Source organism: Aeromonas sp. s9 (genome assembly GCF_040907765.1).
Classification (GTDB): domain Bacteria; phylum Pseudomonadota; class Gammaproteobacteria; order Enterobacterales; family Aeromonadaceae; genus Aeromonas; species Aeromonas caviae.
In genome coordinates, this window is sequence record NZ_JBFOCK010000102.1 from 13608 (window position 1) to 32480 (window position 18873).

Annotated in this window: 15 protein-coding genes; 8 read left to right on the plus strand and 7 right to left on the minus strand. The window is 62.7% G+C overall.

Going from position 1 to position 18873, the window contains the following annotated elements; genetic code table 11:
• Positions 1-20: 20 nt before the first annotated feature.
• A complete protein-coding gene (gene tapW, locus AB5Y54_RS19530) occupies positions 21-1157 on the minus strand; it encodes a type IVa pilus ATPase TapW (RefSeq protein ID WP_029314740.1) in 1137 nt (378 codons plus the stop codon).
• Positions 1158-1213: 56 nt separating this feature from the next.
• A complete protein-coding gene (locus AB5Y54_RS19535; protein ID WP_010675200.1) occupies positions 1214-1570 on the minus strand; it encodes a DMT family protein in 357 nt (118 codons plus the stop codon).
• A 112-nt stretch (positions 1571-1682) separates the two neighbouring features.
• Here AB5Y54_RS19535 and AB5Y54_RS19540 point away from each other — a divergent pair, with 112 nt between their 5' ends.
• From AB5Y54_RS19540 to AB5Y54_RS19550, 3 genes are all read left to right on the plus strand, one after another.
• Positions 1683-2414: an ABC transporter substrate-binding protein gene (locus tag AB5Y54_RS19540; protein WP_045524275.1), complete on the plus strand. Its 732-nt coding sequence runs from the start codon at positions 1683-1685 to the stop codon at positions 2412-2414.
• Positions 2415-2489: 75 nt separating this feature from the next.
• Entirely contained in the window at positions 2490-3497 is a 1008-nt protein-coding gene (gene btuC, locus AB5Y54_RS19545; protein ID WP_039041213.1) for a vitamin B12 ABC transporter permease BtuC, read from the plus strand.
• Positions 3484-4257, plus strand: a complete 774-nt coding sequence (locus AB5Y54_RS19550) for an ATP-binding cassette domain-containing protein (protein ID WP_223956718.1) — start codon at positions 3484-3486, stop codon at positions 4255-4257. Before btuC ends, AB5Y54_RS19550 begins: the two co-directional genes overlap by 14 nt.
• A 211-nt stretch (positions 4258-4468) precedes the next feature.
• On the opposite strand, the gene AB5Y54_RS19555 is transcribed toward AB5Y54_RS19550, so the two are convergent.
• Positions 4469-5533 carry a 3-deoxy-7-phosphoheptulonate synthase gene (locus AB5Y54_RS19555; protein WP_010675196.1) on the minus strand — a complete coding sequence of 355 codons (1065 nt, stop codon included), beginning with the start codon at positions 5531-5533 and terminating at the stop codon, positions 4469-4471.
• 141 nt (positions 5534-5674) lie between these two features.
• On the opposite strand from AB5Y54_RS19555, the gene AB5Y54_RS19560 reads away from it, so the two are divergent.
• The gene (locus tag AB5Y54_RS19560; RefSeq protein WP_052816484.1) at positions 5675-6055 is read left to right on the plus strand and encodes a diacylglycerol kinase; all 381 of its coding nucleotides are present in this window, start codon (positions 5675-5677) and stop codon (positions 6053-6055) included.
• A 78-nt stretch (positions 6056-6133) separates the two neighbouring features.
• Here AB5Y54_RS19560 and serA read toward each other — a convergent pair whose 3' ends face one another.
• The 4 genes from serA to AB5Y54_RS19580 all read right to left on the minus strand — a co-directional run bounded on the left by serA (position 6134) and on the right by AB5Y54_RS19580 (position 10476).
• Complete coding sequence (serA, locus tag AB5Y54_RS19565; RefSeq protein WP_039040384.1) at positions 6134-7366, minus strand: phosphoglycerate dehydrogenase; 1233 nt, start codon at positions 7364-7366, stop codon at positions 6134-6136.
• Between the two features lie 265 nt (positions 7367-7631).
• Positions 7632-8285 carry a ribose-5-phosphate isomerase RpiA gene (gene rpiA / locus AB5Y54_RS19570; protein WP_039040383.1) on the minus strand — a complete coding sequence of 218 codons (654 nt, stop codon included), beginning with the start codon at positions 8283-8285 and terminating at the stop codon, positions 7632-7634.
• Positions 8286-8428: 143 nt separating this feature from the next.
• Positions 8429-9025 (minus strand): 5-formyltetrahydrofolate cyclo-ligase, encoded by a 597-nt coding sequence (locus tag AB5Y54_RS19575; protein WP_039040382.1) that lies wholly within the window; start codon positions 9023-9025, stop codon positions 8429-8431.
• A 104-nt stretch (positions 9026-9129) separates the two neighbouring features.
• Positions 9130-10476, minus strand: a complete 1347-nt coding sequence (locus AB5Y54_RS19580; protein ID WP_323899581.1) for a Na+/H+ antiporter NhaC family protein — start codon at positions 10474-10476, stop codon at positions 9130-9132.
• 316 nt (positions 10477-10792) lie between these two features.
• Between AB5Y54_RS19580 and dapB the strand changes: the two genes are divergently transcribed.
• From dapB to leuA, 4 genes are all read left to right on the plus strand, one after another.
• Positions 10793-11605 carry a 4-hydroxy-tetrahydrodipicolinate reductase gene (gene dapB / locus AB5Y54_RS19585; RefSeq protein ID WP_010675190.1) on the plus strand — a complete coding sequence of 271 codons (813 nt, stop codon included), beginning with the start codon at positions 10793-10795 and terminating at the stop codon, positions 11603-11605.
• A gap of 659 nt (positions 11606-12264) precedes the next feature.
• Positions 12265-13401, plus strand: coding sequence for a glutamine-hydrolyzing carbamoyl-phosphate synthase small subunit (gene carA / locus AB5Y54_RS19590; RefSeq protein ID WP_048207941.1), 1137 nt, complete (start codon positions 12265-12267; stop codon positions 13399-13401).
• A gap of 16 nt (positions 13402-13417) precedes the next feature.
• Positions 13418-16642 (plus strand): carbamoyl-phosphate synthase large subunit, encoded by a 3225-nt coding sequence (gene carB / locus AB5Y54_RS19595; protein WP_103260345.1) that lies wholly within the window; start codon positions 13418-13420, stop codon positions 16640-16642.
• Positions 16643-17145: 503 nt separating this feature from the next.
• The gene (gene leuA / locus AB5Y54_RS19600; RefSeq protein ID WP_042014680.1) at positions 17146-18804 is read left to right on the plus strand and encodes a 2-isopropylmalate synthase; all 1659 of its coding nucleotides are present in this window, start codon (positions 17146-17148) and stop codon (positions 18802-18804) included.
• The last annotated feature ends 69 nt before the right edge of the window (positions 18805-18873 follow it).

Here is an 18873-nt window from a genome sequence, read left to right on the forward strand (position 1 = left end):
TCGTGGCCGCCGGGCCCGTCTCAGAAGAGGTCTCCCTCGTCCTTGGTGGGCTCCAGGCTCCAGCCGCTCGCCGCCGCACTGTTGCCTATCTGGCCCTTCTCCCGCCAGAGTTTGATCTTGAGGCGCAGGTTGTTCTGGGAGTCCGCGTTCTTCACCGCCTCCTCCTCGTCGATCACCCCCTCGACCACCAGATCGAACAGGGTGCTGTCGAAGGTCACCATGCCAAGGGCCCTGGATTTTTCCATGATCTCCTTGAGGCCGCCAAACTCGCCGCGCTTGATGAGATCGCGCACCGTGTGGGTTCCGAGCATCACCTCCACCGCCGCCCGGCGCCCGCCGTCCGTGGTCTTCACCAGCCGCTGGGAGACAAAGGCCTTGAGGTTGTTGCCAAGGTCGTTGAGCAGTTGGGGTCTGCGCTCTTCCGGGAAGAAGTTGATGATGCGATCCAACGCCTGGTTGGCGTTGTTGGCGTGCAGGGTGGAGATGGCCAGATGCCCGGTCTCCGAGAAGGCGAGGGCATGCTCCATGGTCTCCCGATCGCGGATTTCGCCGATGAGGATGACGTCCGGCGCCTGGCGCAGGGTGTTCTTCAGGGCCGCGTGGAAGCTGCGGGTATCCACCCCCACCTCCCGCTGGTTGATGATGCTCTTCTGGTGGCGATGGACGAACTCCACCGGATCCTCGATGGTGATGATGTGGCCGCCGCTGTTGCGGTTGCGATGATCGATGAGGGCCGCGAGCGATGTGGATTTGCCGGACCCCGTGCCGCCGACGAAGAGCACCAGACCCCGCTTCTCCATGATGGTGTCGAGGAGCACCGGAGGGAGTTTGAGATCCTCGAAGCGGGGGATCTCGGTCTTGATGTTGCGCGCCACCAGGGAAACTTCATTTCGCTGCTTGAAGATGTTGACCCGAAAGCGGCCTATCTGGGGCAGGGAGATGGCGAGGTTCATCTCCAGCTCCTTCTCGAACTGCTGTTTCTGCTCGAGATCCATGATGTCGTAGGCGATGCGGGCCACCTCGCCCGGCCCCAGGGGCTCCTGGGTGAGGGGGCGCAGGGCGCCGTTGAACTTGGCGCAGGGGGGGGCGCCGGTGGAGAGATAGAGATCGGAACCGTCCTGTTTGGCCAGGATCTGCAGCATGTCTCTCAATTCCATGAGGGGCCTCGTCGCTCAAAGGGCTGGGGGATGATGAATGGCTTGAGTGTACAGCCTCAGGCGCCGGTCAGTTTTTCGCGGAACACAAAAAAGACCGCGCCCAGGATGCACAGACCCGCCCAGAGGTAGTCCCACTTCAGGTCTTCTTTCAGATAGAAGATGGAGAAGGGAACGAACACGGTGAGGGTGATCACCTCCTGCAGGATCTTGAGCTGGCCGACGGAGAGCACGGTGTGGCCGATGCGGTTGGCGGGCACCTGCAACAGGTATTCGAACAGGGCTATCCCCCAGCTCACCAGGGCGGCGATGATCCAGGGTTTGTGATTCATGCTCTTGAGATGGGCGTACCAGGCAAACGTCATGAAGACGTTGCTGCAGATGAGCAGGCCGATACTGGTCATGATGGGGTTCATTAGGTTCTCCTTTTAAATCAATGCATTTTATCTCGACTCCATGGGTTTTCATAAGTGGTGCTTGAGGGTATTTTTAGCTCACAAGGATGTAACAAAAGAAGGCGAAAGCTGGATGGGCAAGACAAGCTGGGGTGCGCTTTGTCTGTTGTTTGCCTGCTGGGCGCAAGGTGCGCCGACCCTGACGGTGGCCACCGATGTCTGGCCGCCGTTTCGCATGCTGGCAGAGAACGACGACTTCCAGGGGCTGGATATCGACATTCTGCGCCAGTTGCAGGCACGCAGCGGCATTGTGCTCACCCTCAAACGGGTGCCCTGGGGACGGGCACTCAAACAGATGCAGACCGGTCAGGTGGATCTGATGATAGGGCTGGCTCACACCGAGGAGCGGGCCGCCTTCATCGACTACCTGCAGCCGTCCTATTACCAGTGCCGGCCTGCCTTCTATGGCAAGCCCGCCGCCGTGGCCGGCCTCAGGCGCTACGAGGATCTGCGGGGCCGCGAGATTGGCTATGTGCTCAACTCCGCCTACTTCCCCCCCTTCGATGGCGACGCCGGGCTCGACAAGCACGGGGTCCCCACCGAAGACCAGTTGCAGCGCATGGTGGAGCGGGGCCACCTGCCCCTGATGATAGGGACCGACTGCCAGGTGGATTACGCCCTGAGCCAGCGCAACGACGCCGGCCTCGTCAAGGCGCCCTTCCAGCCCCCCAACCCGGTGGTGCTCTACCTCGGGATGAGCAAGCACTCACCCCACCACGAGCTGGGCCCCAAGCTGGCGCAGGCGTTGCAAGCCATGGTGGAGAGCGGCGAGATAGCGGCGCTGGCCAAGCCCTACCAGCCTTGACCTTGGGTGGTAACGCGCTGTTATCATGCAGCTTTCCTGCCTGCCCCCCGGCGGGCCTCGCTTCTTGGGGATCCCGTGTATCTCGCTCTCATCCGTCGCCAGCAGCGCTGGCAGCGCCGCTGGCTGCTCCTGCTGTCGCTGCTGACCCTGGCCCTGTTCCTGCTCTCCCTCGCCCTCGGGGAGTTCGTGCTGCTGCCCTGGCAGCCGCTGGGGGATCTGGAGCTGCGTATCTTGCTGGAGCTGCGCCTGCCGCGCGCCCTGCTGGCCCTGCTGGCGGGGGCCTCCCTTGCCTGCGGTGGTGCCGTGCTCCAGGTGATGCTGCACAACCCGGTAGCGGAACCCGGCCTGCTTGGCGTCTCGAGCGGCGCTGGGCTGGCCGCCATGGTGGCGATGGCGGTGGCCAAGGGGCTCGGGCTCTATTTGCCGGGCTGGGGGCTGTCGCTGGCGGCCTTTGGCGGTGCCCTGGTGGTGACCATGCTGCTCATCCGTCTCGCACGCCGGGCACGGCTCGGCCATGGGCGGCTGCTGCTGTTCGGGGTCGCCATCGGCATCCTCACCAATGCGGCCATGACCTGGCTGATGTATTTCGCCGACGACGGCGCCTTGCGGGAATTCATGTTCTGGATGATGGGCAGCCTCGCCTACGGCAGCCAGCAGCTCGCCTGGTGGTGGCTGGTGCTGCCCCTCACCCTCGGCTGGCTCTGCTGGCAGGGGCGGGCACTGCAACAACTGCTGCTGGGGGAGACCCAGGCCCGCCTCATGGGGCTGAACGTGGACAGCATGCGGGTACGCCTGGTGCTGGCGGTATGTCTGCTCACCGGGGTGGCGGTCTCCCTGTGCGGCGTCATCGGTTTCGTCGGCCTGGTGGTGCCTCACCTGCTGCGCCTGTGCGGCGGCAGCGATCAGCGCTTCCTGCTGCCCGCCTCGGCGCTGGGGGGCGGCGCCCTGCTGCTCGGGGCCGATCTGGTGGCCCGCTCGGCGCTGCACGCCGGTGAGTTGCCCATCGGGGTCATCACTGCCTCGGTGGGTGCCCCGCTCTTTATCTATTTGCTGCTGAGGCAAGATGCCGATGTGTCCCGCTGATCCCGCCCCCTGGCGGCTGGAGGCCCGCGCCCTGGCCATCCCCCATCGCCTCGCCCCCCTGGATCTCGCCTGGTCCGGTGGTCAGCTGGTGGCCCTGCTCGGCCCCAACGGTAGCGGCAAGTCCTCCCTGCTCGGGGCCCTGGCGGGCCTGCTGCCCGCCGATGGCGCCGTCTTGCTGGGGGGAGAGGCCATCACGACCCTGAGCTGGCCCGAGCTTGCAACGCGGCGCGCCATGCTGCCCCAGCGCCAGCCCCAGCTGTTCCACATCCCGGTGTTCCAGGTGCTGAGCCTGGGGCTGGAGGAGGGGGACCCCGATGCCCAGGCGCAGGCGGTGGCGGATGTGTGCGACGCCCTGGAACTGGCGCCTCTGCTGGCTCGGGACTTCAGTCGATTGTCCGGGGGGGAGCAGCAGCGGGTGCTGATCGCCCGCACTCTGCTGCAACTTTGGCCAAGCCTCAATCCGACCGGGCGGGTGCTGCTGCTGGACGAACCCCTGGCGGGGCTGGATCTGCATCACCAGATGGCGCTGCTGCGGCTGCTCAAGCAACTGGCCGCGCAGGGATTGCTGGTGGTGGTGGCCATCCACGACATCAATCTGGCCATCGACTGGGCGGATCGCGTGCTCTGCCTGCAACAGGGCCGCGTGGTGGGGGAAGGGGACGTCGGGATCATCGACGAGGCGCTGCTGGAGCGGGTGTTCCAGATCCGCACCGATCGCATCGAGGCGGCCGGCCGCACCTGGTTTATGCCGAGTCTTTGAGGCGGTCTTCCCCCTCATCCCCAGCCCTTCTCCCATTCTTTTAAAACAAGTGGGAGAAGGGAGCCGCTCCGTCGACTACGGATACAGCATTGAAAACCTGCAGAGGCTGAGTGAAGCCAAGGGGGCGAGTGAATCACTGTGGAAATGAAAAGAGCCAGGCATCCGTGATGCCTGGCTCTTTGAATTGGTAGAGAGAGCGTTGAGCGGTTGTTCAGGCTTTCTGCTTGTCCAGCCGCACCTGGGCGGCTTCTGCCAGCATGGCCAGCAGGGTTTCGGTGTCACTCCACGACAGACAGGCATCTGTGATGCTCTGGCCGAAGGTGGCGGCGCAGCCGTTCTCCACGTCCTGACGCCCTTCCACCAGGAAGCTCTCGGCCATGATGCCGGCGATGCCGGTGCGGCCGCGGCGCAGCTGATCGCAGATATCCTGGGCCACCAGCAGTTGGCGGCGGTGATCCTTCATGCTGTTGCCGTGACTGAAGTCCACCACCAGGCGCTCCGGCAGGCCCACCTGGGCCAGAGCCTCGCACGCCTCGTCGATGCTGGCGGTGTCGTAGTTGGGACGGTGGCCGCCGCGCAGGATCACGTGGCCGTAGGGGTTGCCGGCGGTGCGGTAGATGGTCATCTTGCCGTCCTTGTCCGGGGAGTAGAAGATGTGGCTGTGACGGGCGGCGCGCACCGCATCGATGGCGATGCGGGTGTTGCCGTCGGTGCCGTTCTTGAACCCCACCGGGCAGGAGAGGGCGGAGGCCATCTCCCGGTGAACCTGGGACTCGGTGGTGCGCGCGCCGATGGCGCCCCAGGTGATGAGATCGCTGATGTACTGGCCGGTCACCATGTCGAGGAACTCGGTGGCGGTGGGCATGCCGGTCTCGTTGATGTCCACCAGCAGCTTGCGGGCCAGTTTCAGCCCTTCATTGACGTCGAAACTGCCGTCCAGGCGCGGATCATTGATGAGCCCCTTCCAGCCGACGATGGTGCGCGGCTTTTCGAAGTAGGTGCGCATCACGATGCACAGGCTCTCTTTGTACTCTTCACGCAGGGTGTTCAGACGCAGGGCGTATTCGTGGGCGGCGGCGGGATCGTGGATGGAGCAGGGGCCGACGATGACCAGCAGGCGCTGATCCTCACCGGACAGAATGGCTTCCACTTGGCGGCGGGCATCCAGCAGGTTCTGGGCGATGGTGTCGGTTAACGGGAAGGCGTGCGCCAGCTCGCTTGGGGTGATCAGGGCCTCCAGGCGACGGGTGCGCAATTCATCGGTGTGAATGGACATACGACTCAATTCTCGAGTGGATAAGGTGGGCGGGATGCCAAAATGCAAGGGAATAAAATAAAGCAAAAGTCACCCGATGGAAACCTTGGGCGGCTCTGATAGGATGTGAACCCAAAAGCCATTTCAAATGAGGTAGTTATCGTGGCAAAGCCAGGCGCGACCGGGATCACCCGCATCATCAACGCAACCGGTTACAGCATGAAAGGTCTCAAATCGGCCTGGGTCAACGAGGCCGCCTTCCGTCAGGAGCTGCTGCTCATCCTGCTGCTGATGCCGCTGGCATTCTGGATAGGTGACTCCCTCAACGAGATCCTGCTGCTCGTCTGCATCAGCTGGCTGGTGGTGATCGTCGAGGTACTCAACTCCGCCGTGGAGGCGGTGGTGGATCGCATCGGCTCCGAGCATCACGAACTCTCGGGCCGCGCCAAGGATCTGGGCTCCGCCGCCGTCTTCATCGCCCTGGCCTTGAACGCCCTGGTGTGGGGCGCCCTGGTGGGCCGCAACCTGCTGGGGTGGTGGTAGGTTGCGAGAGCAACCTTTCTCCTGACATAAAAAAGCCCGTCATCACGACGGGCTTTTTGCTGCGCAGATAAGGGCTTATCAGTGCAGGATCCGGGCACGGATGGTCCCATTGATCTCTTTGAGACGGGCCAGGGCCTTCTCGCTGTGCTCGGTTTCGACGTCGATGACCACGTAACCGATCTCGCTGCTGGTCTGCAGGTACTGACCGGCGATGTTGATCCCCTCGTCGGCGAAGATCTGGTTGATCTGGTTCATCACGCCGGGCTGGTTGCGATGAATGTGCAGCAGGCGGCTGGAGCCCTTGTGGCCGGGCAGGGAGACTTCCGGGAAGTTGACCGCGGAGAGGGTGGAGCCGTTGTCGGAGTATTTGACCAGCTTGTTGGCCACTTCCAGACCGATGTTTTCCTGGGCTTCCTGGGTGGAGCCGCCGATGTGGGGGGTCAGGATCACGTTGTCCAGGCCGCGCAGCGGGGTGAGGAACTCCTCGTCGTTGGACTTGGGCTCCACCGGGAAGACGTCGATGGCGGCGCCGGAGAGGTGGCCGCTCTTGATGACGTCGGCCAGGGCGTCGATGTCCACCACGGTGCCGCGGGAGGCGTTGATGAAGATGGCGCCCGGTTTCATCATGCGAAGTTGCTCTGCACCGATGAGATCCTTGGTGGAGGCGGTTTCCGGTACGTGCAGGCTGATGACGTCAGACATGTTGAGCAGTTCCACCAGGTTCGGCACCTGGATGGCGTTGCCAAGGGAGAGCTTGTTCTCGATGTCGTAGTAATAGACCTTCATGCCGATCATCTCGGCGATGATGCCAAGCTGGGTGCCGATGTGGCCGTAGCCGATGATGCCGAGCTTCTTGCCGCGGGCTTCGACGCTGCGGTTGGCCAGCTTCTCCCAAACGCCGCGATGGCACTTGGCGTTCTTCTCGGGAATGCCGCGCAGCAGCAGCAGGATCTCCCCCAGTACCAGTTCGGCCACGGAGCGGGTGTTGGAGAAGGGGGCGTTGAAGACGGGGATGCCGCGCACGTGGGCGGCGTCGAGGGAGACCTGGTTGGTGCCGATGCAGAAGCAGCCGATGGCCACCAGCTTGGTGGCGGCATCCAGCACCTTCTCGGTGATCTGGGTGCGTGAACGCAGGCCCACGAAATGCACGTCACGAATGCGCTCGATCAACTCCTCTTCCGACAGGGACGTCTTCAGATATTCCACATTGGTGTAGCCGGCTGCCCGAAAGGTCTCCACCGTGTTGGGATGGACTCCCTCCAGCAGCAGTACCTTGATCTTATCCTTGTCCAGCGAAAACTTGGCTGTCATGACGTTCCCTCTATTGTTTTGAAAAATGCGTTCAGGCTTGCAGTGTGAAGAAAACCGTAAAGTAGCAAAAACGTTTGGGAGAGGGAATATTTGTGACGAAAGTCAAATTCTTTGAAGTTATCAACGATTGTTGCAGATGTGCTGCTACAACCCATTGAGGGATAACCAGAAACGGCGCCATGAGGCGCCGTTGTCCATTTGGGGCAGTCAGATTGACTGACCCGGGCGGGGGCTTGCCCGGAGGGAGAGGTCCGGGGAGCGGGCCTTAGTTGGTGATCACACCCTCGGGGGTGCCGATCAGCACAACGTCAGCGCCACGGTGGGCGAACAGGCCGTTGGTGACCACGCCCACGATGCTGTTGAGGCGGGTTTCCAGAGCCTTGGCATCGGTGATGGCCATGCCTTTGACGTCCAGGATGATGTTGCCGTTGTCGGTCACCACCCCTTCACGCCACACCGGGTTGCCGCCAAGGGCGCGGATCTCGCGGGCCACGTATTCGCGGGCCATGGGGATCACTTCCACCGGCAGGGGGAAGGTGCCCAGCACGTCGACGGTCTTGGTGTTGTCGATGATGCAGATGAACTGGTCGGCCACGGCGGCGACGATCTTCTCGCGGGTCAGGGCGGCGCCGCCCCCCTTGATCATGTCGCGGCTGGCGTTGATCTCGTCGGCACCATCCACGTAGACGGAGAGGGCATCGATGTCGTTGAGGTCAAACACCGGGATGCCGAGACCCTTGAGGCGCTCGGTGGAGGCGATGGAGCTCGACACCGCGCCCTTGATCTGGTCTTTCATGGTCGCCAGTGCGTCGATGAAGTGATTGACGGTAGAGCCGGTGCCCACCCCGACGATGGTGCCGGGTACCACGTATTTGAGCGCAGCCCAACCGGCCGCCTTCTTCATTTCATCTTGAGTCATGATGGATCCTTATGGAAAAAGCGGGCGCATTATATCCAAGCATCCCCCCCAGAGCGACCATGGTGCTCACGTTCCGGCGCAAAAATCCCCAAGATGTAAATCGTTTGCCTGTTTATTGAACCGAAGGGGGCGCCCCCACCTGATCAGGCAAAGTGCCAGCTGCGGCTGGGGGTGATGATCTGGGGGAGCGGCACGTCCCACTGCTCCCGGGGGACGGCATCCACCTGCTGGCAATCGTGGGCGAGCCCCAGGGGTCTTGGGCCGAGCTGGTGCTCGTGCCAGCAGGCGAGGGTGCGATCGTAGTAGCCGCCCCCCATGCCGAGGCGGTTGCCAGCCTCATCGAAGGCCACTAGCGGGGTGCAGATGATGTCCAGCATGCTGTGGGGCAGTACCTGCTGCACGTCGAGCTCGGGCTCGGCGATGCCGTAGCGGTTGCGGGTCATGGGGGTGGTGGCGGTGTAGCGCAAGAAGAGCAGGTGACCCGGGGTGAAGGGGTGCAGCACCGGCAGGTAGACCTCCTTTTGCCGGGCCCACAGCCAGTGGATGGCGGGCAGGGGATCGAGCTCCCCGTCGTTGGCCAGATAGAGGGCGATGCGCCTGGCCGCGAGGATGCCGGGGTGTTCCTGGAAGCGTTCGACCAACTGCTGGGCCGCGGCCTGCTGCTCGGCCTGGCTCAGGCTTTTTCTGCGCTGGCGAATGAGCTGGCGCAGGTTCTGGCGTTCGGGTTGGGTATCCGGCATGGGGACTCCTGGGCAAAGGTGGGCTGGCGCTACCTTAGCAAGGGGCCGACGGGATGAAAAGCCGATGGCGGGGCCGTCAGCCGGGCGGCCCCTGAGGTCGGGCGTCAGGAACGGTGGGGGGCGGGAGCCACTGCGCCCATCTGGTGCTTGAGGAAAACGGCCACGATGGCGGCCAGGGCCAGCGCCATGGGGTAGAAGCTCATGCTCACGACCAGGATCGGCGAGAGGGCGAAGATGGAACCCAGCAGCAGCGCCTGGGCGCCCCAGGGAATCAGCCCCTGCACCACGCAGGAGAAGATGTCCAGCATGGAGGCGGCGCGTCGCGGGGTGACCCCGTGATGGTCCGCCAGATCCCTGGCCACCTTGCTCGCGACTATGATGGCCACGGTGTTGTTGGCGGTGCACAGGTTGGTGAGGCTCACCACGCCGGCGATGCCGAGCTCGGCCGCCTTCTCGTTCTGCTCGCCATCGTGGTGGCGGGTGAAGCGGGCAATCAGGGCGGCGATGCGCTCACTTATCCAGGCGAGCCCCCCCTGGCGTTCCATCAGGGCACCCAGACCGCCGATGAGCATGGAGAGCAGGAAGATCTCCTGCATGCTGGTAAAGCCCTGATAGATGTCCTTGCTGAACTGGCCGAGAGAGTAGCTGCCAAGCAGCCCCACGCCACCGGCCGCCAGGATGCCGAGCCCCAGTACCATGAAGACGTTCATGCCAGAGAGGGCCAGCACCAGGATCAGCAGATAGGGGGCGACCTTGAGCAAGTCCGCCTCGGCGGTGGGGGCCGGCGCTTCACCGGTGGAGCCCAGCACCAGATAGAACAGGATCACCAGCACGGCGGCGGGGGCGGCAATCTTGATGTTCTCGCGAAACTTGTCCTTCATCTCGCAGCCCTGGCTGCGGGTGGCGGCGATGGTGGTGTCTGAGATGATGGAGAGGTTGTCCCCGAACATGGCGCCGGAGAGGATGGTCCCCGCCATCAGCATCGGATCGATGCCGGCGGCCTGGGCGACGCCCAGCGCCACCGGTGCCACGGCGCCGATGGTGCCCATGGAGGTACCCATGGCGGTGGCAATGAAGGCAGAGATGAGGAAGAGCCCCGGCAGCAGGCACCAGCCCGGAATGAGGGATAGGCCGAGGGCGACCGTGGCATCCACCCCGCCGGTGGCCTTGGCCACGGTGGCGAAGGCGCCCGCCAGCAAATAGATGAGGCACATGGCCATGATGTTGCTCTCGCCCACCCCCTTGAAGAAGGTCTCGAGGTTCTTGTTGAACCCCTCGCGTCCCATCAGCAGGGCCAGCATGACGGCAGGCAGGGCGGCAACGGGGGCGGGGAGCTGGTAGAAGGCAAACTCGACCCCCTGCAGGGTCAGCCAGGTACCGGTTCCGATGAAGAGGGCAAGAAAGACCAGAAGGGGCAGCAGGGCTCTGGCACGGGGTTGGGTCTGGATCATGTGTTCCTCGAAACTTGAACAATGACCTCCTGTCGTTGCCTGTGGCGCCTCCGGGGCGGGCACAGGGCGGGCATCCTGCCACCATGGGGGGCCAACAGTAGTGAGTCGGCCCGCCCGGGTCAAGATAGCCGTCCAGATGGATAGGGCTTTTTGCTTCGTGATTCTGACTTGTCTGGTTATTCCGTCATTTATTCTGTTTTTATTGAATTTATCGTTTAAATGTCGGGGTGGTTTGGCGGGCCAGATCGGGCTTTTCAAAGGGGGCGCGGGCTGGTAAAACGGTCTCTTTCCATAATAAAGAGATGAGAGGGTGGAGATGGACAATCCGATCCGTGTGGCCGTGATGGGCTGTAATGGTCGTATGGGCAAGGTGCTGCTGGAGGCTATCGCCAACGCCGAGGGCGTGGTGGTGGGAGCGGCGCTGGAGCGACCGGGCTCTGCCGTGATAGGTCTGGATGCGGGTGAACTCAACGGCCTGGGGCGCCTTGGCGTCATCATCAGCGACAGTCTGGAGAAGGTGAAGGACGAGTTCGATCTCATCATCGACTTCACCCGCCCCGAGGTGACCCTGGCGAACCTCGCCTTTGCACTGGCGCATGGCAAGCAGATGGTGATCGGCACCACCGGCTTTGACGAGGCGGGCAAGGCGGCCCTGCACGAGGCGGGCAAGCAGATCGGCATCGTCTTCGCCTCCAACTACTCGGTCGGGGTCAACCTGGTGTTCAAGCTGTTGGAGCAGGCGGCCAGGGTGATGGGGGAGTACACCGACATCGAGATCATCGAGGGGCACCACAGACACAAGGTGGATGCTCCGTCCGGCACTGCGCTCTCCATGGGGGAAGTGGTGGCGAAAACCCTGGGCCGGGATCTCAAAGAGTGCGCCGTCTATGGCCGTGAGGGGATCACCGGTGAGCGGGATCGCAACACCATCGGCTTTGCCACCATCCGCGCCGGAGATCTGGTAGGGGAGCACACCGTCATGTTCGCCGACATCGGCGAGCGGGTCGAGATCAGCCACAAGGCTTCCAGCCGTCTGACCTTCGCCAACGGTGCAGTGCGGGCGGGCAAGTGGCTCGGCCAGCAAGGGGCCGGTCTCTATGATATGCAGGATGTGCTCGGTCTGAAATAAACCGTCTTCAGGGGGAGTGCAGACTCCCGTACTGGTTGCCAAACCCCGGTCCGCCGGGGTTTTTTGTCACTTTTTTGTAGAAATGAGCCTTAATCATCACTTTTTGAGTGAACCTCGCTAAATCCTGCCATTCTTACAAGCCTGCCACCCTCTTGCGACAAAAATGTCATCAAGGGGTAACGGGTTTGGGTCTCAATATTCCCCTGCGGGGGGCATTTCGCCTTGATGTGAAATAGACTAAAAATGCAATCCAAGAAAAACGTTTTCTATTCTTGGTGTTCACTTTTCTGGCTTTAAATGGTGTTTTTGCTGTTGTGTAGTTTATTTTTTAATTTTCTATCTTGCTGTTTATTAAGTGGTAAATTTGGTTTTTTGTACGTTGCATGGCATCGGGCGCCGCTTTGTTGTCTGTGTTTGGCTTTTCTTTTTGAAGAGGGGGTTGCAAAGCGAGTGAGTGCATAGATAATGGGTAATGTTGCTTGTTTATTGAATTTAGATGCATTTCAAACGAGAAAAGACGTTGAAATGAGATCGTTTTTAAGTAGAATGCGCCCAATTTGCCAGAAATCTGCCGGGTTCGAGTCCTGTCAAAGACCGGAACCGAGCCCGCAACACCCAGGTAAATTGCTGAATTTAAAGCTAAATAACTGGAGGTTGTCTTGAATCACACTGCATTGCTAGTGCTGGAAGATGGAACTGTGTTCAAAGGCGTGTCGATAGGCGCCGAGGGATGTTCCGTTGGTGAAGTGGTTTTCAACACGTCGATGACGGGTTATCAGGAAATCCTCACAGATCCCTCCTATTCCCGTCAGATCGTTACCCTCACTTACCCCCATATAGGCAACACCGGCACCAACAGCGAAGATGAAGAGTCCAGTCAGGTCCATGCTCAGGGCCTCATCATCCGGGACCTTCCGATACTGGCCTCCAACTTCCGCAATCAGCAATCCCTCTCCGATTACCTCAAGTCTCACAACATCGTTGGCATCGCCGACATCGACACCCGCAAGCTGACCCGCATCCTGCGTGAAAAAGGCGCACAGGCCGGTTGCATCCTGGCCGGCAAGCAGCTCGATGAAGCCCATGCCCTCGAACAGGCCCGCGCCTTCCCCGGTTTGAAGGGGATGGACCTGGCCAAGGAAGTGACCGTGAGCGAATCCTACAGCTGGACTGAAGGCAGCTGGCAGCTCGGCAAGGGTCACGTCACCCCGGCGGCCGATGAGCTGAAATACCATGTGGTGGCCTACGACTTTGGCGTGAAGCGCAACATCCTGCGCATGCTGGTGGACCGTGGCTGCCGCCTGACCGTGGTGCCGGCCAAGACCCCGGCCGCCGAGGTACTGGCGATGAACCCGGATGGCATCTTCCTCTCCAACGGCCCCGGCGACCCCGAACCGTGCGACTACGCCATCGAAGCTATCAAGGCTTTCCTCAATACCAACACCCCTGTGTTCGGTATCTGCCTGGGCCACCAGTTGCTGGGCCTGGCCTCCGGCGCCAAGACCATCAAGATGAAGTTCGGCCACCACGGTGCTAACCACCCGGTGAAGAGTCTGGACGACAACACCGTGATGATCACCGCCCAGAACCACGGCTTTGCGGTGGACGAGCAGACCCTGCCCGAGTGCCTGCGTGCCACCCACGTCTCCCTGTTCGATGGGTCGCTCCAGGGCATCCATCGCACCGACCGTCCGGCCTTCAGCTTCCAGGGTCACCCCGAAGCGAGCCCGGGCCCGCACGATTGTGCCGGTCTGTTCGACCACTTTATTGAATTGATTAAGCAGTATCGCGCCTAAGAGGATAAAGAGAGCCATGCCAAAACGTAACGACCTACAGAGCATCCTGATCCTCGGCGCCGGCCCCATCGTCATCGGTCAGGCCTGCGAATTCGACTACTCCGGCGCCCAGGCGTGCAAGGCCCTGAAAGAAGAGGGCTACCGCGTCATCCTGGTGAACTCCAACCCGGCCACCATCATGACCGACCCGGAGATGGCCGACGCCACCTACATCGAGCCCATCACCTGGGAAGTGGTGCGCGAGATCATCAAGAAAGAGCGCCCGGACGCCATCCTGCCCACCATGGGTGGTCAGACTGCGCTGAACTGCGCCCTGGCGCTGGAGCAGCATGGCGTGCTCAAGGAGTTCGGTGTCGAGATGATCGGCGCCACCGCCGACGCCATCGACAAGGCCGAGGATCGCTCCCGCTTTGACAAGGCCATGCGCAGCATCGGTCTCGAGTGCCCCCGTGCCGGTATCGCCCACAACATGGAAGAGGCCTGGGGCGTGCAGCAGATGGTGGGCTTCCCCTGCATCATCCGTCCCTCCTTCACCATGGGCGGCTCCGGTGGCGGCATCGCCTACAACACCGAAGAGTTCGTCGAAATCTGCGAACGCGGCCTGGATCTCTCCCCCACCAAGGAGCTGCTCATCGACGAGTCGCTCATCGGCTGGAAAGAGTACGAGATGGAAGTGGTGCGGGATCGCAACGACAACTGCATCATCGTCTGCGCCATCGAGAACTTCGACCCCATGGGCATCCACACCGGTGACTCCATCACGGTCGCGCCAGCCCAGACGCTGACCGACAAGGAGTACCAGATCATGCGCAACGCCTCCATGGCGGTGCTGCGCGAGATCGGTGTCGAGACCGGCGGCTCCAACGTCCAGTTCGGCATCAACCCCAAAGACGGCCGCATGGTCATCATCGAGATGAACCCGCGGGTGTCGCGCTCCTCTGCGCTGGCCTCCAAGGCGACCGGCTTCCCCATCGCCAAGATCGCCGCCAAGCTCGCCATCGGTTACACCCTGGACGAGCTGATGAACGACATCACCGGCGGTCGCACCCCGGCCTCCTTCGAGCCGGCCATCGACTACGTGGTGACCAAGGTGCCGCGCTTCAACTTCGAGAAGTTCGCCGGCGCCAACGACCGTCTGACCACCCAGATGAAGTCCGTGGGTGAAGTGATGGCCATCGGCCGCAACTTCCAGGAGTCCCTGCACAAGGCCCTGCGTGGTCTCGAGACCGGCAAGACCGGCTTCGACCCCATGGTTGACCTGAACGCCCCCGACTCCCTGACCCGCATCCGTCACGAGCTGCAGGATGCCGGTGCCGAGCGCATCTTCTACATCGCCGACGCCTTCCGCGCCGGTCTTTCCATGGACGGCGTGTTCAAGCTGACCAAGATTGACCCCTGGTTCCTGGTGCAGATTGAAGAGCTGGTGAAACTGGAAGAGCAGGTGAAAGAGCGCGGCATGGCCGGTCTCGACGCCGACTTCCTGCGCGCCCTCAAGCGCAAAGGCTTTGCCGACGCCCGTCTGGCCAAGATCCTCGGCGTGGCCGAAGGGGAAGTGCGCAAGCTGCGTGCCCGCCACAACATCTTCCCGGTCTACAAGCGGGTCGATACCTGCGCGGCCGAGTTCGCCACCAACACCGCCTACATGTACTCCAGCTATGACGAGGAGTGCGAGGCCAACCCCACCAACCGCGACAAGATCATGGTCATCGGTGGCGGCCCGAACCGTATCGGTCAGGGCATCGAGTTCGACTACTGCTGCGTACATGCGGCCCTGGCCCTGCGCGAAGACGGCTACGAGACCATCATGGTCAACTGCAACCCGGAAACCGTCTCCACCGACTACGACACTTCCGACCGTCTCTACTTCGAGCCGGTGACCCTGGAAGACGTGCTGGAAATCGTGCGGGTCGAGCAGCCCAAGGGCGTCATCGTCCAGTACGGCGGCCAGACTCCGCTGAAGCTGGCGCGGGCATTGGAAGCGAACGGCGTGCCGGTGATTGGTACCAGCCCGGATGCCATCGACCGCGCGGAAGATCGCGAGCGCTTCCAGTCCGCCGTCGAGCGCCTGGGGCTCAAGCAGCCGGAAAACGGCACCGTCACCGCCCTGGAGCAGGCTGTGCAACTGGCCACGCGCATCACCTATCCGCTGGTGGTTCGCCCCTCCTACGTGCTGGGTGGCCGCGCCATGGAAATCGTCTATGACGAGCAGGACCTGCGCCGCTACTTCGCCGAGGCAGTGAGCGTCTCCAACGAGTCGCCGGTACTGCTGGACCGCTTCCTGGACGACGCCACCGAGGTGGACGTGGACGCCATCTGCGACGGTACCGATGTGGTTATCGGCGGCATCATGGAGCACATCGAACAGGCCGGTATCCACTCCGGTGACTCCGCCTGCTCCCTGCCGCCCTACACCCTGTCCAAGTCCATCCAGGACGAGATGCGCGAGCAGGTGCGCAAGCTGGCGCTGGAACTCGGCGTGGTCGGTCTGATGAACGTGCAGTTCGCGGTGAAAGACAACGAGATTTACCTCATCGAGGTGAACCCCCGTGCCGCCCGTACCGTGCCCTTCGTCTCCAAGGCCACCGGCGCACCGCTGGCTAAGATCGCCGCCCGCGTCATGGCCGGTCAGAGCCTGAAAGAACAGGGCTTCACCACCGAGATCATCCCGCCCTACTACTCGGTGAAGGAAGTGGTACTGCCGTTCGCCAAGTTCCCGGGTGTGGACCCGCTGCTGGGTCCGGAAATGCGCTCCACCGGTGAAGTCATGGGGGTGGGCAGCAGCTTCGCCGAGGCCTATGCCAAGGCGCAGCTGGGTGCCGGTCACCAGGTGCCGAGCGAAGGTCGCGCCCTCTTGTCCGTTCGCCACGGCGACAAGGAGCGGGTGGTCAACCTGGCCGCCAAGCTGCTGGAGCTGGGTTATGACCTCGACGCCACCCACGGCACCGCCGTGACCTTGGGCGAGGCGAGCATCAACCCGCGTCTGGTGAACAAGGTGCACGAGGGTCGTCCGCACATTCTGGATCGCATCAAGAATGGCGAGTACACCTACATCGTCAACACCGCCGAGGGTCGTCAGGCCATCGAGGACTCCAAGCAGCTGCGCCGTGGCGCCCTGCAGCACAAGGTGGCCTACACCACCACGCTGCACGCGGCCTTCGCCACCTGCATGGCCATCAGTGTCGATGCCACCGCCAATGTGAACTCGGTGCAGGAGCTGCACGAGAAGGTGAACAACCGCTAAGAGCACCGGCAGCACGCTGCCCGCTTGATGCACGCAAACCCCGCCAGCGATGGCGGGGTTTTTTATTGCCCGCGCCCTGCCACTCCCGGGGAAACGCCTTCAAGGAAGATGGGGGAGATGGCGGATAATTCATCATGGGTGGTGATACTCACCCCATTATTGGATATTCACTGCATCAATATTGCTGAATTGGCATGAAGGGGTGCAATCTTCGCAATCTCTCGCCCCCACGACCTCCCTATACTGGGTGCTCATACAAACAAGGTCGTCTGCGCCGACATACCGAAAGGTGGCGTGCGAGAGGATCAGCGCCCGCAGCCCGATCCGGCTGCCGTGGCCGGCCCCGGTGACCGACGGGGGCCGCAGGAAAACCGGTCGCGGGGTTACCGCCGCGCGACTCGTCAGGGACGGTGTTACCGCACCAACCCGCTTCCCCTCCTTGCCCCACCCGCCTGTCGGCCCGGTCGTCCGGCGCCTCGCCCATCCGTCAAGGGAATCTGAATATGAGCTTCGATCATCGCAAATACCGCCGTGCCCCCGTGATCAACCTGGCGGATCGCCAGTGGCCCAACCGGGTACTGGAGCGGGCACCGCTCTGGTGCGCCGTGGACCTGCGCGATGGCAATCAGGCGCTGGTCGAGCCCATGACGGTGGCCCAGAAGCTGCAAATGTGGGCGCTGATGACCCACATCGGCTTCAAGCACATCGAGGTGGGCTTCCCGGCGGCCTCCCAGCCAGACTTCGACTTTGTGCGCGAGCTCATCGAGCGCAACCTCATCCCCGATGATGTCACCATCCAGGTGCTGGTGCAGGCGCGCGAAGATCTGATCGCCCGCACTTTCGAGGCCCTCAAGGGGGCGAAGCGGGCCATCGTCCACGTCTACAACTCGGTCAACCCGACCCAGCGCAACTATGTGTTCAACTCAGGCAAGGACGGGGTCAAGGCCATCGCCGTGCAGGGGGCGCGCTGGGTGCGGGAGTATGCGGCCCGCAATCCGGACACCGAGTGGAGTTTCCAGTATTCCCCGGAGAGTTTCAGCAGTACCGAGGTGGAGTTCGCCGTCGAGGTGTGTGACGCCGTCATCGACGAGTGGCGTGCCGCTGCCCGCCCGATGATCCTGAACCTCCCCGCCACGGTGGAGGTGAGCACCCCCAACGTGTTTGCGGATCAGGTGGAGTGGTTCTGCCGACACCTCAAGGCGCGACCCGAGGTGAGCATCTCCATCCACACCCACAACGACAGAGGCTGCGGGGTGGCCGCCGCCGAGCTGGCGGTGCTGGCGGGGGCGGATCGCATCGAGGGCACCCTGCTCGGCAACGGGGAGCGCACCGGCAACATGGACATCGTCACCATGGCCATGAACCTCTACAGCCAGGGGATTGACCCCGAGCTGGACCTGTCCGACATGGATGCCATCGTCGCCACCGTGGGGGCCTGCACCCAGATTGCCCTGCACCCTCGCCACCCCTATGCCGGCGAGCTGGTCTACACGGCGTTTTCCGGCAGCCACCAGGACGCCATCCGCAAGTCTCTCGCGGCAGAAAAACCGGATCACTACTGGGATGTGGCTTACCTGCCCATCGATCCTGCCGATCTCGGTCGCAGCTACGAGGCGGTGATCCGCATCAACAGCCAGTCCGGCAAGGGAGGGGTGACCTATCTGCTGGAGCGTGACCTCGGTCTGCAACTGCCGCGCTGGCTGCAAATCGACTTCAGCCGCCGGGTACAGGCCGAGGCTGAGGCGAGCAGCAGCGAAATCAGCCCGGAGCAGATCCGCACCCTGTTCGAGCAGCACTATCTTGAGCCTGCCCACGGCTATCGCATCGGGCGCTTCCAGCTCGGTCATGACAGTCAGGAGAGCCTGCGCCTGGAGTTGCAGACCCCCCACGGCACCCTGCAATTGTGTGGTGAAGGGGAGGGTGCCATCACGGCCCTGGTCAACGGCTGGCAGCGTCAGACCGGCATGCACATCGATGTGCTGGATTACTCCGAGCATGCGCTCACCGCCGGCACCGAATCCCGCGCCGCCGCCTATGTGCTGCTGAGCGTCGAAGGCACCCGGATGTGTGGCGTCGCCGTCGGTCGCGACGTGGTCAACGCCTCCCTGCAGGCGGTGATCAACGGCGCCGCCCAGCATCAGGCCCTGCGCCAGAGCGCCTGAGGCGGCACTGCCCGTTTGTCGTGAGGGCGAGCAGGGAAGGGCCGCCCACCCCGATGTCACGGCAGATCG

What these genes read in the sequence shown, in the direction of transcription:
- tapW (WP_029314740.1), bottom strand. Translation starts at nt 1,157, where the DNA reads ATGGAATTGAGAGACATGCTGCAGATCCTGGCCAAACAGGACGGTTCC.
- AB5Y54_RS19535 (WP_010675200.1), bottom strand. Translation starts at nt 1,570, where the DNA reads ATGAACCCCATCATGACCAGTATCGGCCTGCTCATCTGCAGCAACGTC.
- AB5Y54_RS19540 (WP_045524275.1), top strand. Translation starts at nt 1,683, where the DNA reads ATGGGCAAGACAAGCTGGGGTGCGCTTTGTCTGTTGTTTGCCTGCTGG.
- AB5Y54_RS19550 (WP_223956718.1), top strand. Translation starts at nt 3,484, where the DNA reads ATGTGTCCCGCTGATCCCGCCCCCTGGCGGCTGGAGGCCCGCGCCCTG.
- AB5Y54_RS19555 (WP_010675196.1), bottom strand. Translation starts at nt 5,533, where the DNA reads ATGTCCATTCACACCGATGAATTGCGCACCCGTCGCCTGGAGGCCCTG.
- serA (WP_039040384.1), bottom strand. Translation starts at nt 7,366, where the DNA reads ATGACAGCCAAGTTTTCGCTGGACAAGGATAAGATCAAGGTACTGCTG.
- rpiA (WP_039040383.1), bottom strand. Translation starts at nt 8,285, where the DNA reads ATGACTCAAGATGAAATGAAGAAGGCGGCCGGTTGGGCTGCGCTCAAA.
- AB5Y54_RS19575 (WP_039040382.1), bottom strand. Translation starts at nt 9,025, where the DNA reads ATGCCGGATACCCAACCCGAACGCCAGAACCTGCGCCAGCTCATTCGC.
- AB5Y54_RS19580 (WP_323899581.1), bottom strand. Translation starts at nt 10,476, where the DNA reads ATGATCCAGACCCAACCCCGTGCCAGAGCCCTGCTGCCCCTTCTGGTC.
- dapB (WP_010675190.1), top strand. Translation starts at nt 10,793, where the DNA reads ATGGACAATCCGATCCGTGTGGCCGTGATGGGCTGTAATGGTCGTATG.
- carB (WP_103260345.1), top strand. Translation starts at nt 13,418, where the DNA reads ATGCCAAAACGTAACGACCTACAGAGCATCCTGATCCTCGGCGCCGGC.
- leuA (WP_042014680.1), top strand. Translation starts at nt 17,146, where the DNA reads ATGAGCTTCGATCATCGCAAATACCGCCGTGCCCCCGTGATCAACCTG.